The 12943-nt window shown below is 63.6% G+C and carries 12 protein-coding genes; 6 read left to right on the top strand and 6 right to left on the bottom strand.

Annotated features, from left to right (window positions below; genetic code table 11):
- Position 1 precedes the first annotated feature (1 nt).
- The 6 genes from KFF05_02830 to KFF05_02805 form a co-directional block, all read right to left on the bottom strand.
- Positions 2 to 721 (bottom strand): succinate dehydrogenase/fumarate reductase iron-sulfur subunit, encoded by a 720-nt coding sequence (locus KFF05_02830; GenBank protein UTW52329.1) that lies wholly within the window; start codon positions 719 to 721, stop codon positions 2 to 4.
- A gap of 25 nt (positions 722 to 746) precedes the next feature.
- Positions 747 to 1514, bottom strand: a complete 768-nt coding sequence (locus tag KFF05_02825; protein UTW52328.1) for a GntR family transcriptional regulator — start codon at positions 1512 to 1514, stop codon at positions 747 to 749.
- A 111-nt stretch (positions 1515 to 1625) separates the two neighbouring features.
- The gene (locus KFF05_02820; GenBank protein ID UTW52327.1) at positions 1626 to 2492 is read right to left on the bottom strand and encodes a VOC family protein; all 867 of its coding nucleotides are present in this window, start codon (positions 2490 to 2492) and stop codon (positions 1626 to 1628) included.
- Positions 2493 to 2502: 10 nt separating this feature from the next.
- Positions 2503 to 4746 (bottom strand): DUF3604 domain-containing protein, encoded by a 2244-nt coding sequence (locus tag KFF05_02815; GenBank protein UTW52326.1) that lies wholly within the window; start codon positions 4744 to 4746, stop codon positions 2503 to 2505.
- 107 nt (positions 4747 to 4853) lie between these two features.
- Complete coding sequence (locus KFF05_02810; GenBank protein UTW52325.1) at positions 4854 to 5768, bottom strand: NAD(P)-dependent oxidoreductase; 915 nt, start codon at positions 5766 to 5768, stop codon at positions 4854 to 4856.
- A gap of 32 nt (positions 5769 to 5800) precedes the next feature.
- On the bottom strand, positions 5801 to 6496 hold the full coding sequence (locus KFF05_02805) for a hypothetical protein (protein UTW52324.1): 696 nt from the start codon (positions 6494 to 6496) through the stop codon (positions 5801 to 5803).
- A gap of 219 nt (positions 6497 to 6715) precedes the next feature.
- Between KFF05_02805 and KFF05_02800 the strand changes: the two genes are divergently transcribed.
- The 6 genes from KFF05_02800 (at position 6716) to KFF05_02775 (ending at position 12931) form a co-directional block, all read left to right on the top strand.
- The gene (locus KFF05_02800; GenBank protein ID UTW52323.1) at positions 6716 to 7801 is read left to right on the top strand and encodes a mandelate racemase; all 1086 of its coding nucleotides are present in this window, start codon (positions 6716 to 6718) and stop codon (positions 7799 to 7801) included.
- A gap of 2 nt (positions 7802 to 7803) precedes the next feature.
- Positions 7804 to 8571: a sulfite exporter TauE/SafE family protein gene (locus KFF05_02795; protein UTW52322.1), complete on the top strand. Its 768-nt coding sequence runs from the start codon at positions 7804 to 7806 to the stop codon at positions 8569 to 8571.
- A 35-nt stretch (positions 8572 to 8606) separates the two neighbouring features.
- Positions 8607 to 9341, top strand: a complete 735-nt coding sequence (locus KFF05_02790; GenBank protein ID UTW52321.1) for a TerC family protein — start codon at positions 8607 to 8609, stop codon at positions 9339 to 9341.
- 15 nt (positions 9342 to 9356) lie between these two features.
- Entirely contained in the window at positions 9357 to 10286 is a 930-nt protein-coding gene (locus KFF05_02785; protein ID UTW52320.1) for an AEC family transporter, read from the top strand.
- Between the two features lie 54 nt (positions 10287 to 10340).
- Positions 10341 to 11669 carry a sodium-dependent transporter gene (locus KFF05_02780; GenBank protein UTW52319.1) on the top strand — a complete coding sequence of 443 codons (1329 nt, stop codon included), beginning with the start codon at positions 10341 to 10343 and terminating at the stop codon, positions 11667 to 11669.
- Between the two features lie 95 nt (positions 11670 to 11764).
- Positions 11765 to 12931 (top strand): methylamine utilization protein MauG, encoded by a 1167-nt coding sequence (locus KFF05_02775; protein UTW53557.1) that lies wholly within the window; start codon positions 11765 to 11767, stop codon positions 12929 to 12931.
- Positions 12932 to 12943 lie beyond the last annotated feature (12 nt).

Here is a 12943-nt window from a genome sequence, read left to right as displayed (position 1 = left end):
ATCAGATCTCCCCCTTCAGCGCCGCCTTGGCGGTCGCCCGCTTGAGCCCGGCGATCGACGCCGTCGGGTTCAAATGCTTGGGACACAGCTCAAAACAGCTTTGGTGCGAATGACAGGCCTGACAGCCGCCGGTCCCAGCGATGGCCTTGATGCGGTCCGACTGGCCGCCGTCGCGCACATCATTGTGCAGGGTCCAGGCCCGGTTGAGGGCCGCCGGGCCGAGATATTCACCCAGCCAGGCCACTGTGTCGCAGGCCGAATAGCAGACGCCGCAGTTGATGCATTCGATCCCCGCTGTGGCTTCCTTGCGCTTGGGGTCGCTGGGCGACACCTGGGCGAAGTCGTCATGGCGGGTCGCCGTCGGCACGAAATGGGCCTTGGCCTTTGTCCATTTTTCAAAGAATTCCGTCATGTCGACGGCCAGATCGCGGATCACCGGCATGTTCTTCAGCGGCTGGATGCGCAGGACGCCTTCATCGGCGACCTTGTCGACATGGGTGCGGCAGGTCCAGCGCGGCTTGCCGTTCACAGTCATGGCGCAGGACCCGCAGACCCCGACCCGGCAGGCAAAGCGGTAGGACAGGCCCGGGTCCAGGTTGCGCTGCACGTAGGTGACGATGTCGAGCACGGTCTGGCTCGCCATGCGCGGCACTTCGAAGGTGTCGAACCGCCCGTCTTCGCGGCCGCGCCAGATTTCCACGGTAAGGGTATCGTTGCTCATATGCGTTCCATCCGTATGGGTCTTCCTATTCGTGTTTCTCGCCGAGAACCAGGCGCGGGCCGCCCGGCGGGAACCAGGCGATCTGATAGCTGATGGGCCGGTCGCGATGCGCGAACCCTTCCATGTGATAGGCCAGGCCCGCCAGGCCAGGCGCCAGGCCGAGCGCCCCCGTGACCGTTTCCGGCAGCGGCCCACAGGCCGCCATTTCGCGCACCCGTTCCGTGGCGATCCCGAAGCGATCGGCCATGAAGGCGCGGATGTTCACGTTTTCCAGCGTTTTGGGCGCGACCTTCAACAGGCCCGGCACGCGGGCTTCGGGCAAATACAGTTCGCTGATCCCCGTATGGGCATGGTTCACGTCGATGCGCCGGGTCACGACGATCAGATCCTTGGTGCCCAGAAAGTCGGACCATGGGCCGGGGCGGCGCACGGCGTCGATGGAGCCGACCTGAGTATAGACCGGCAGCAGCGACCGCCCGTCGTCGGCGAGAAAGCGGAAATGCCACAGATCCTTGGGCGCCATGGCCGGTTCCGCGACGAAGGTGCCGTGGCCGTGACGGCGGACCAGCAGGCCCCGTTCGGCCAGATTGTTGAGCGCGCGCTGGATGGTGCCCAGACTGGCCGGCAACACCCGCGCCAGTTCGCTTTCCGGCGGCAGTTTCTCACCGGTCTTCAGCCGCCCCTGCAGGATCGCGCGGGCGATGGCGTCGGACAGTTGCAGGTACTTGGGCAAGCGCTGCATACCTGAATGCGCGCCGTCCTCAAGCACTGTCGCCAAGGCGGAGAAAACCATGGATGCGTTCCCTGATGTGGCCGGTTCGTTGCGGCCTTTTCTTGATTCCTACACCCGAGGATCAAGGATTTTCAAGTCCTATATAGCTATATAGGTATTTAGACGGCTGAATCAGCTCTCCGAAAGGGCAATGAGGCAGCCGAAGGCGTTTTCGCCGGGGACGTAAAGACGGTCGCCGACACGCCGGAATGCGACGCCGTTTTCCCGCCATAGGGCCTCGGCCGCGTCCAGATCGGCGACGGCGACGCGGAACCCGGCGAACCGCGCTTCGCCTTCCGGCACCGTCGGAATCGCCACCCCGGGATAGGTCTCGGCAAAGGCCTCGGGCTCCAGAACGCAGAACCCGGCGCCCATTAGCCCCGCGCAGATGCCGCCGTAGATGGGCACCACGGCCCCGAACAGGCGCTTAATCAGCCCCATGTGGACTTCCGGATTTTCCGCGACCATCTGCACTTCGACAATACGCTGCGCCCCATTGGCATGGGTCTGGTAATGGGGTTTCCAGAAAATTTCCCCCGGATGCCGGTGATCGCACGTGAAGAAGGGTGCACGCGGCAGGGCGGGGTCGGTCAGGAAGGTCAGGCGGAAATCCAGTTTGACCTCGCTGCCGTCGGGTTGGCGCGCCTTGCGCCCGAAGGCGAAGGGGGCGGGCAGTTTGAACCCGGCCCGTTCGAACCGGGCGCGGTCAACCTCCCAGCCATCCGACGTCAGGGCCAGCATGGACATGCCGTCACCCGTCTTCAGGTAATCCCGGTTATAGGCGCCGAAGGAATATTCGCCCGGCCCTGCTTCCGGCACATCATCGGGCTTGGTCACGGACAGAAGCTCGATAAAGCTTCCCTGAAGCTGAGCCAGCCGGTTGCCCGTACCGAAAGGATGCTGCGCCTGGGGTGTCAGCGTAAAGCCGAGGCGTTCATAAAACTCCGAGATCCCGGCCAGATCGCGGGCGGTGAGAACGACGTGATCGATGCCTGTCATGGATGACCTGTCATGGAACGAGATAAATCGGTGACGACCAGATGACATGGCCGTCTTCCAGCGTGATGCGCACGTAAAGGGCGTTGTCGCGGTCGGGGCTGAGGGGAATCTTGCGCGCCAGCTTGAGCCGCTTATGGGGGTTTTCCTCCGGCAGGCGGTAGACGCGCACGCGGCGGCCAAGGCCGCCGGCCTCCAAGCGGATATCCTCGCGCCCGATGTCTTGGACAGCGATGGTTTTCTTGACCAGTGGCGTGTCGATGCGAAGCCAGCCCATGACCATGTCATCCAGCCAGGCGTCGAAACCAATGAAGCCGCCCGTGGTCAGGGACGACCATTCAACGCGTTGGGGCGACACCAGATCCAGGCGCTTCTCGATGTTGTACCAGTTGATGGGCGAGACCCGAGCAAAGGTGTTGCCCGACAATTCGGCGAAACCGTCCCAGATCGTTTCCCGGCCGCGCCCCCGGTATTCGGAGCCTTCCCAAATGACCCGGATGCGCCGGCCCATGTCCTCGGCCTCGGACGGGCGCCAGGTTTCCAGCAGGCGCAAGCCATCGCGGATGTCGATGCGTTCAATCGGCGCGGCGGCATGAATGTCGATCTCGAAGGTCGCGATCTCTGCATCGGTGCGCAGGATGTCGCCCATGACGGCCTCGCTGACCTGTTCATCCGGCGGACCGCCCAAGGCCGGATCATCGTCAAAGCGGTCGGCGGGCCGGTCGAGCGTCACTTTGGTCGACAACACCGCCCGGCAGCCCGTGGTGCAGTAATGGTGGCGGCGTTTCAGCGCCGTCATCAGATTGGCGCGGGTCAGGTCATCGGCGAACAGGCAGGTCAGCCCACCATAGGCACCGAACCGGGTGGCCCCGGGGTGCGAGGCACCCGGCCGGCCCTTGTGCCCGTCCGAGGTCGCGAGAATACCCGTGCGGTAGCCCATTTCGAAGGCGTCCTCGACCAGCCATTCGAAGGTGCCCCAGGCGGAATGGACCTCGACCGAGCGTTCCAATTTCCGGTCATGGCCGCGCCGAATGTCGGCATAACGCCCGCCCACATGGGCGAACACGGTCACGTCCTCGCCTTGCAACTTGTCGAACAGTTCCTCGACGCTGTTGGCGTCCTGATCCAGGTCACGGGTGTCCTCGACCAAGGCGTGGGACGAGCGATAGATGGGCCGCCCTTCCTCCGCATACAGAATATTGCGGTCGCCGCCCAGGCAGGTATTGGCCGACCATTCATAACCGGGGATGACGATGAAGCGGCTGTCCTGGGTGAACTCACGGCTCAGGCTATTCAGTTCATCCCAGAATTCCGACGTGATCTGAAAATCGTTGCCTTGATGCACCGTGGCGTCAAGGAACGCCCTGTCGCGGGCGAACGAGAAGTAGGAGCGCGCATTGTTGGTGCCGATGGTTTCCTGAGACTGACCATGCAGGTCGGCCCAGAAGCTGACGCCGCCGGTCTTCGCCACGATGCGAAGCGGGTTGGAGCGCGCCGTCACATTGCCGTCCATGTCGACCAGATCGATGCACAGGTCGCCTTCCTCTTCCGCGCGCAGGCCGTCGATCTGCACCGAGGCCTGGCCGGGATAAAAGGAAATTTCGTCCGGCAGGTTTTCGACCGGACGGGTCGAAGTCACGCGAAAGGTATCCTCGCATTTGGCAGACGGATTGCCCCAACGGTCCTCGCCCTTGAGGCCCAGCAGAAAGGTCTCCCCCACCCGCTTCAGGGTCGGCAACACGGCCTTGTAGATCACGGGCGGGCCGGAGGTGACCTCGATCGACGGTGTGTTCGGCAATTCCACATAGTCATAGGTCGCAAAGGCATCGACCAAGACCCGGAACTGGAATTCCTTTTCCTGAAAGGTCTGCATGCGCACACCCGGCCCGCCATACCGGCGGTCGCCGATGCGGATCACGATGCGGTCGCCTTCCGACAGGAACCCGCGCACGACCTTGATGTAGAGCGTCTTATCCCAGGGCCGGAAGTTGCGCTTGAGGTCGTATTCCATGTGCAGGACGGCACCGTTCGACGCCTGGGCCGAAACGTAATTGGCGCCCTCCGGGTCGTCCATCTGCAACCTGCCCAGGTCCGAAGCGAAGCGATGCACGATCTTGAGCGAGCCGGAATCGTCGATCCCGAACTTGCCCGCCGTGTAGATGATGAAGAAGGATTGGAAGCTGCCCGCCTCCACCGGTCCCAGGGGGGCGATGGCGACGGAGCCCATTTCTTCCGGCAGATAGGTCGAAAGCGGCATGCCCCCCAAAGTCCCCTGTTGCCTCAATCGGTTCAGGGATCGTGACGATCCCCGGATCGGTTAATATTCATCCATAGGATGGCAAGAGGCAAGAAGCAGCCGGAGGCTCAGCCCTCGTCCCCGGGCTCTCCGGGCAACGGGAACCCGCCGTCCCGTTGATAGACTTTGATAAGCGAGGCATCATCCTGCCGGCCCAGGCCCATGTCTTTGGCCTGCTGATACCGGCCGAACGCGGTTTCGGAAATCGGCAGGGGGAAGTCCAGTTTTTCACCCTGCGCCAGCACGATGCCCAGATCCTTGATGAAGATATCGACGGCACTTTTCGGGCTGTAGTCACCGTCCAGCACATGGGGTACGCGGTTTTCGAACATCCAGGAATTGCCCGCCGAGGCGGTGATGACTTCGAACACCGTCTTGGCGTCCAGGCCGCTTTTGATCGCCAGCGCCATAGCCTCCATGGCCGTTGCGATATGCACACCGGCCAGCAGCTGGTTGACCATCTTCATGGTCGACCCGGGGCCGGGGCCGTCGCCCAGTTCGAACACCTTTTCCGCCACGGCGTCGAGCAACGGACGGGCCTTGGCGAAGGCATCGGCGGAACCCGAGGCCATGACCGACAGTTTGCCCGCCGCCGACTTGACGGGGCCGCCAGAAATCGGCGCGTCCAGATAGAGCGCCCCCTTGGCTTCGACCATCTTGGCCAGGGAAATGGCCGTGTCCGGCGGCATGGTGGCGCAGCCGAGAACCACCACCCCCGGGGCAAGCGCTTCCAGCACCCCGTCCGGGCCGGTCAGGACCGCCTCCACCTGCTGGGCGTTGACGACGACCACGGCGACGGCGTCCGCCCCCCGGGCCGCCTCGGCCGGGGTTCCGGCCGCCCTGCCGCCGGCGGCGGCGAAGGCGGCGCGGGCATCCTCGGAGATGTCGCAGCCGGCGGTGTCGATGCCCGCCGTCACCAGGGATTTCGCCATGCCCATGCCCATGGCGCCGAGGCCGATCACCGCCGCGCGGTATGCCGTCATGTCGTAAAGTCCTTAGTCGATCAGGTGGTTGGTCAGAGTTTGTCGAGGGCGCCCTTGATGCGGGCGATCGTGTCCTTAAGCCCCTTCATCATGCTGTCGGCGTCCTTTTCCAAGGCTCCCAGGTTCTCGCGCCCGGACTTGATCTGGGCCGCCAGTTTGGCGCGCTCGGCATTCAGCTTGTCGAGGGCGGTCTGGGCGTCGGCCTGCTTGCGGGCCGCTTCCGAGGCGGCCTCCAGAGCCGTCTTGGTTTCCGTATAAAGGCTCGACAGCTTGGCCTCCAGCTCCTGGGCCTCGGCCCGGCGCTTGTCGATATCGGCCTGGGTCGCCGCCAGCTCTTCCTTCTTGTTCGCCACGGCTTCCGCAATGTCCGCGGATTCCTTCATGAACTTGTCCTGCGCCGCTTTCATGGCGATCCGTTCCTCGGCGACCTGGGCGCGCAGACGAGACATGTCATTTTGGGCCTGGGACACGTCCGATGCGTAGTCGACCGCCGCGACGATGGCCAGACCGGCCACCACGAACAACGCCAGGGCGACCCGCTTCCAGGTGGCCGCCGACCCGTCCATGCCGATGGCGCTGCTAAGTCCGCCCAAGGCGGACTTCTTGGCGGTGCCGTCAGTGGCCGTCTTGGCTGCCGGGTCCGGGGCCGCCGCCGTCTTGCTCCCTGCCTTCGGCGCCGGTTTGGCCGCCGGTTTGGCTGTGCTGTTCTTGCCGTTCTGTTCGCTCATGGATTTCGGTCCTCGCAATGGATGTGAAGGCCTCCCGCCCCGATCTATAGATCATTATAGAGCACCCCAGCCCCAGGGCCAGAGGGCAGGAACGGCTGAAAATGGCCGGTTTTCAAGCCTGCCGAAACGACATGCCAGCAAGATGGCTGGCGGCACGGGGCGAAACCGTTATGATGGCCGCCTTCGATACCGCCCACACCATCCACAAGACCGCCCACCATGATCATTTCCAAAATTACCCTGCGCCGACTGTCGCTGCCCCTGAAGGTGCCTTACAAGCTTGCCTTCGGCGCCGTCACCGCCTTCGACACCATCCTGGTCACCGTCCATGGCGACGGTGGCGAGCACGGCTTCGGCGAAGCGACGATCCTGACCGGCTATACGGCCGAAACCATCGACAGCGCCTGGGCCAAGGTCCGGGAATTGGCGACGGCGATAAAGGGACGGGACGCCGCGTCGGCCAAGGAGTTGGCCCTCACTCATCTCAAGAAGGCGCCTTTTGCCGTGTCTTCCGTTGTGACCGCCATTGAGATGGCGGAAGGCAGCCCTTTCCTGAACATCACCCAGGATATCCCCGTGCCGCTTCTGGCGATCCTCAGTGCCTCCGACGAGGCCGGAATCGTGGCTGAACTGGAACGTCACCGCCAGGCCGGTTACGGCACGGTGAAGGTCAAGGTCGGGTTCGAATGGGAATCCGACGCCAAGCGCCTGAAATTCATCCAGGCCGAAGTCGGCCGCCTGCCCGCCGGAACCCTGAAACTGCGCATCGACGGCAACCAGGGATTTTCCCAGGCCGACGCCCTGGCCTTCACCCGCATTCTCGCCCCCGATCATATCGAACTGTTCGAACAGCCCTGCCACATGGACGACTGGGACGCGGCCAAGGCGGTTTCCGACATCTCGTCCGTGCCCATGATGCTGGACGAAAGCATCTACGGGCCGGCTGAGATCGAGCGCGCGGCGGAAAGCGGCAGTGCCCGGTTCGTGAAGCTGAAACTGATGAAGGCAGGCTCGCTCGCCGCCCTGGCCGAGCAGCTGACCCGCATCCGCGAACTGGGGATGGAGCCGGTTCTCGGCAACGGCGTGGCCGCCGACCCGGGATGCTGGATGGAAACCTGCATCGCCCGCACCCACATTTCAAATGCCGGGGAAATGAACGGCTTTCTGAAGCCGCACCAGACCCTGTTCGCCGATCCCATCCGCATGGACCGCGGCGCCGTGATCCTGACGCCCAAGCCCCCCGCGCTGATCGACGACGCGGCGCTGGACGCGCTGGCGGCGGAAACCGTTCGGATGACGGTCTAGGCATGCTGGATATTCTCGGGCAACCGCCGGTGACGCTGGCCTTGCTGGCACTCGCCATATTTCTTGGCGGCACCATGAAGGGTATTTCCGGGATCGGCCTGCCGATCATCACCATGTCGATCATCTTCACGTTCGACCTACTACCGGCCAAGGACACCATCGCCTTCGTCGTCATGCCGATCCTGATCACCAACCTGTGGCAGGCGATCCGCTCCAGCGGCTGGATAGAAACGCTGAAGGAACACTGGCTATTGATCGCCGTATTCCTGCCCTGCCTGTTCCTGGGCTCGCGGATGCTGGCCGGCATGGACACCAAGGGCGTGTTCCTGGTGCTCGGTTGCATCGTCGCGGCCTTTGCCGCGTCGAACATGTGGAAGCCACATCTGGACCCCCTGACGCCGCGCACCCGGCTTTGGGCTGGGCCGCTGGCCGGCGTTACCGGCGGCCTGCTGGGCGGCCTGTCCACCGTCTGGGGCCCGCCGATCATCATGTATCTGGTCATGTTGCGGCTGCCGAAGGACGTCTGGGTGCGTGCCGTCGCCTTGGTCTACGTCACCGGCGCCGTGCCGCTGGCCGCGTTCTACTGGTCCAACGGCGTGCTGAACCCCTCAAACGTCTGGCTGTCGACGGCGGCCTGCGTTCCCGGCATGGCGGGCATTCTGACCGGCGAACGCATTCGCCGGCACATCAATGAAGAAGCCTTTCGCCGCGCCATGCTGGTCCTGCTGTTCCTGATCGGCCTGAACCTGATCCGCCGCGCCGTTTTCTGATACGCTGATCCACCCCGTTTCCGAAGGAGACGTCCATGGACTTCGCAGATCCGAACCTCTGGCTCAGCCTGTTCACCCTGACGGCGCTTGAGATCGTTCTCGGCATCGACAACCTTGTGTTCATCTCCGTGATCGCCGCCAAACTACCGGCCGCACAGCAGGAAAAGGCGCGCAAGCTGGGCCTGATGGCCGCGCTCGGCATGCGCATTGTCCTGCTTGCCTCCATCGCCTGGATCATCGGTCTGACGGCACCCATCTTCACCATTCCCTTCATTGACCATGTCGTGTCCTGGCGCGACGTGATCCTGCTGGCCGGCGGCGTGTTCCTTTTGGCCAAGGGCACCCATGAAATCCACAACACCATCGAAGGCGACGCGGAAGAAGCCCCCGTCACCAAGGCCGCCGCCTTCGGCGCGGTGATCGGCCAGATCATCGTGCTCGACATCGTGTTTTCCATCGACAGCGTGGTCACCGCCGTCGGCATGTCCGATCAGTTGCCGGTGATGATCACCGCCGTCGTGATCGCCATGGTGATCATGATATGGTCGGCGGGTCCGGTGGCGCGGTTCATCCAGGATCACCCGACAACCAAGATGCTGGCCCTGGCGTTCCTACTGCTGGTCGGCATGGCCCTGGTCGCCGACGGCATGCATTTCCACATTCCGCGTGGATATCTGTACTTCGCCATCGCCTTCTCGATGCTTGTCGAGATATTGAACCTGGCGGCCCAGCGGCGGCGGAACCGCCTGCGCGCGGGCAAAGCCGGCTGACGGCGGGAACCGGCGATGCTGAACATCCTATGGGCGATCCTGCCGATCTTCGTGCTGATCCTTCTGGGCAATCTTCTGCGCCGGAACGGCATTCCGTCGATCGAGTTCTGGAACCTGAACGACAAGCTGGTCTACTGGGTGCTGTTCCCGAGCCTCTTGTTCTACAAGACCTCGACCACAGAACTGGCCGGCGGATTCATCGGCCCACTTGCGGCGATCATTCTGACAGGGCTTGTCGCGGCGGTCATCGTGTCGTTGATCCTGGGTCTGGCGCTCGGCTTCAACCGGCCCCAGGCGACCAGCATCCTGCAGGGCTCCGCCCGCCACAACACGTTCATCGCGCTCGCCATTGCCGAACGCCTGTTCGGTGCGGATGGATTGGCCGTGGCCGCGCTGTGCACGGCGGTGCTGATTCCGCCGACCAATGTCCTGATCATCAGCCTGATGAACATCATACTGCACCAGGGCGGCGCCGGCAGCCTGTGGGCCCCCGTGGCCAGGGATCTGGCGCGCAATCCCCTGATCCTGTCCGTGGCCTTGGGCATGGGCGTTCAGTACATCGGCGTCGGGGAAATTCCGGTGGTTCACGAAGCAACGGGCATGCTCGGCCGCGCGGCCCTGCCCATCGTGCTTCTGGCCGTCGGCGCCAACATTCGCCTGCACGAGATGAAGGCCTCTGTAGCTCCCATCGCGCTTGCCACGGCGGTCAAGTTCCTGGTCTTCCCGGCGGCCGCCTGGGCCATGTGCTGGCAGTTGGGCATCACAGGTGTGCCCGCCTATGTCATCACCATCTTCGCAGTGATGCCGATGCCGCCGTCATCCTTCACCATCGCCCGCGAGATGGGCGGCGACGCGCCATTGGCCGCCAGCATGATCACCCTACAAACGCTGTTGAGCCTGATCACCGTCCCCGTCAGTCTTGTGATCGCGCAAAAGCTATTCTAATCGTTTGATGCCGGGACACTGCCCGGCATCAAAAAACCGACGGGGAGGCAGCGCATGGCACAGCGCGATCATTTCGCCACGCGGCTGGGGTTTGTCCTGGCCGCCGCCGGATCGGCCGTGGGGCTCGGCAATATCTGGAAATTCCCCTTTATGACCGGACAGAACGGCGGCGGCGCGTTCCTGGTGCTCTACATCGTCTTCGTTCTGACCATCGGGCTCAGCGTGATGCTGGCCGAATTCGCCATCGGCCGCGCCGGGCAGCGCAATCCCGTGGGCTCCTTCCGGGTGCTGAAAGGCGGGGCCTGGCTTGCCGCGGGCGGGCTCGGCGTCATCGCCGGCTTCGTCATCCTGTCGTTCTATTCCGTGGTCGGCGGCTGGACCCTGGCCTACGCCCTCAAGTCCGTAACGGGGGCGCTTGTGTCCAACGATCCCAAGGTCCTGGGCGCGGCCTTCGGCACCTTCATCGCCAACCCTCTGGACGTGATCGGTTTCCACACCGCCTTCATGGTGCTGACCCTGGTGATCGTCGCCGGTGGCGTGCGCCATGGGATCGAGCGGGCGGCACGCATCCTGATGCCGATCCTGGCGCTGCTGGTCATCGTCCTGGCCGTCCGCGCCGTGACCCTCGACGGCGCCGCCAAAGGCATCGCGTTTTTCCTGACCCCCGATTTTTCCAAGGTGACCTGGAACACGGTGAACGCCGCATTGGGGCAGGCGTTCTTTTCCCTGTCATTGGGCATGGGGACCATGATCACCTATGCCAGCTACCTGAACCGGCAGGTCAATCTGCCCAAGACCGCCGCCCAGGTGACGCTTCTGGATACGGGCTTCGCCGTGATCGCCGGGTTGATGATCCTGCCCGCCGTGTTCGCCTTCGGCTTCGACCCGGCGGCCGGCCCCGGACTGACCTTCATCACCCTGCCCGCCGTATTCGCGCAGATGCCGGCGGGGGCACTGTTCTCTTTCCTATTCTTCACCCTCCTGGCCATCGCCGCCCTGACCTCGGCGGTGTCGATCATCGAACCCGTGGTGTCCTACCTGATCGACGAACGGAAACTGTCCCGCCGAATCGCGACTTGGGGGGCCGGGGCCGTGACCTGGGCCTTGGGCGTGCCCTCGGCCCTGTCGCTGGGCCCGTGGAAAGACATCACGATCGGCGGCAAGGTCATCCTCGATGCGGTCGATTACCTGGCGTCCAACATCATGCTGCCGCTTGGCGGGATTTTGATCGCACTGTTCGTCGGCTGGTCCGTCGCCGCCCGCGCCGTCGACGAGGCACAGTCCGGTGGTGACCATCCCTTCGCCCTGGCCCGGGTTTGGATTTTCATCTGCCGCTTCGTCGCCCCGGCAGCGGTGGCCTGGGTGATGATCAGCGGCCTGTGATCCCATCCCCGTCAAAAATGGCAAGCCTTTGATTTTGATCAACACAGCTTTGCAAAATGATGATAACAAGTCGCATTCGCAACATGAGTCATCAAATGCAGCACCATGCTTCTTTCTCCCGCCGCCTTATTCTCACAGCGCTTATCCTAGGCCTGTCATTTGCGGCGGCACCCGCCCGGGCAACCGATTACGCCACCGCTGCAGAGCTTGGCAAAGCCCTGTTCTTTGACCCCAACCTGTCGAAAAATCGCACCCAGGCCTGCGCCACTTGCCACAACCCGGCCCATGCCTTCACCGACCCGCGGGAAACCGACGTGGGGCGCGCGGTGTCCTTAGGCGACGACGGCACATCGCTGGGCGACCGCAACACGCCGACGGCGGCCTATGCCAAGTTCGCGCCCAGGTTTCAGCGCCTGAAGGACGGGCGTTATGTCGGCGGCCAGTTCCTGGACGGGCGGGAGCCTGATTTGGCAGGCCAGGCCGGCGGCCCGCCGCTCAATCCGGTTGAAATGGGCATGCCGGACAAGGCCGGCGTCGTGAAACGGCTGTGGGAATACCCGCCCTATGTGACGGCCTTCGCCAAGCTGTTCGGGCCTAAGGTCATGGACGATACGGACGCCGCCTATGCAGCCATGACCCAGGCCATCGCCGCCTTCGAGCAGACGGAAGAATTCGCGCCCTTCGATTCCAAGTACGACCGTTTCCTGAAGGGTGAAGCCAAGCTGACGGATCAGGAAGAACTGGGGCGCCTGCTGTTCTTTTCCCAGCAGTTCACCAACTGCAACCAGTGCCATCAATTGCACGCGGTACAACCGGCCAAGGGCGAGACCTTCACCAACTACCAGTTCCACAACATCGGAATTCCCGTGAACACCGCCGTGCGTCAGGCCAACGGATCGAAGCCCGGCCATATCGACCACGGACTGTTGGATAATCCGGCGGTGACGGACACGGCCCAGGACGGCAAGTTCAAGGTGCCGACCCTGCGCAACGTGGCGGTGACCGGCCCCTATATGCACAATGGCGTGTTCAAGGATTTGCGGACGACCGTGTTGTTTTACAACAGGTACAACACCAAGGATCCGGAGCGCCTGATCAACCCGGAAACGGGCAAGCCATTTCGCGCGCCCGAGGTCCCGGCGACCTTGTCGGTGAAGGAATTGACCCACGGCCCGGCGCTCGACGACAAACGCATCGACGCCCTGGTCGCGTTCCTGAAGACACTGACAGACCGGCGGTATGAGGCACTGCTGGAGAAATAAGCGCCCCTAAGC

It is taken from the genome of bacterium SCSIO 12827, assembly GCA_024397995.1.
Taxonomy (GTDB): domain Bacteria; phylum Pseudomonadota; class Alphaproteobacteria; order Rhodospirillales; family Casp-alpha2; genus UBA1479.
This window is presented reverse-complemented; position numbering and strand designations above follow the sequence as displayed.

What these genes read in the sequence shown, in the direction of transcription:
- KFF05_02830 (UTW52329.1), bottom strand. Translation starts at nt 721, where the DNA reads ATGAGCAACGATACCCTTACCGTGGAAATCTGGCGCGGCCGCGAAGAC.
- KFF05_02825 (UTW52328.1), bottom strand. Translation starts at nt 1,514, where the DNA reads ATGGTTTTCTCCGCCTTGGCGACAGTGCTTGAGGACGGCGCGCATTCA.
- KFF05_02820 (UTW52327.1), bottom strand. Translation starts at nt 2,492, where the DNA reads ATGACAGGCATCGATCACGTCGTTCTCACCGCCCGCGATCTGGCCGGG.
- KFF05_02815 (UTW52326.1), bottom strand. Translation starts at nt 4,746, where the DNA reads ATGCCGCTTTCGACCTATCTGCCGGAAGAAATGGGCTCCGTCGCCATC.
- KFF05_02810 (UTW52325.1), bottom strand. Translation starts at nt 5,768, where the DNA reads ATGACGGCATACCGCGCGGCGGTGATCGGCCTCGGCGCCATGGGCATG.
- KFF05_02805 (UTW52324.1), bottom strand. Translation starts at nt 6,496, where the DNA reads ATGAGCGAACAGAACGGCAAGAACAGCACAGCCAAACCGGCGGCCAAA.
- KFF05_02800 (UTW52323.1), top strand. Translation starts at nt 6,716, where the DNA reads ATGATCATTTCCAAAATTACCCTGCGCCGACTGTCGCTGCCCCTGAAG.
- KFF05_02795 (UTW52322.1), top strand. Translation starts at nt 7,804, where the DNA reads ATGCTGGATATTCTCGGGCAACCGCCGGTGACGCTGGCCTTGCTGGCA.
- KFF05_02790 (UTW52321.1), top strand. Translation starts at nt 8,607, where the DNA reads ATGGACTTCGCAGATCCGAACCTCTGGCTCAGCCTGTTCACCCTGACG.
- KFF05_02785 (UTW52320.1), top strand. Translation starts at nt 9,357, where the DNA reads ATGCTGAACATCCTATGGGCGATCCTGCCGATCTTCGTGCTGATCCTT.
- KFF05_02780 (UTW52319.1), top strand. Translation starts at nt 10,341, where the DNA reads ATGGCACAGCGCGATCATTTCGCCACGCGGCTGGGGTTTGTCCTGGCC.
- KFF05_02775 (UTW53557.1), top strand. Translation starts at nt 11,765, where the DNA reads ATGCAGCACCATGCTTCTTTCTCCCGCCGCCTTATTCTCACAGCGCTT.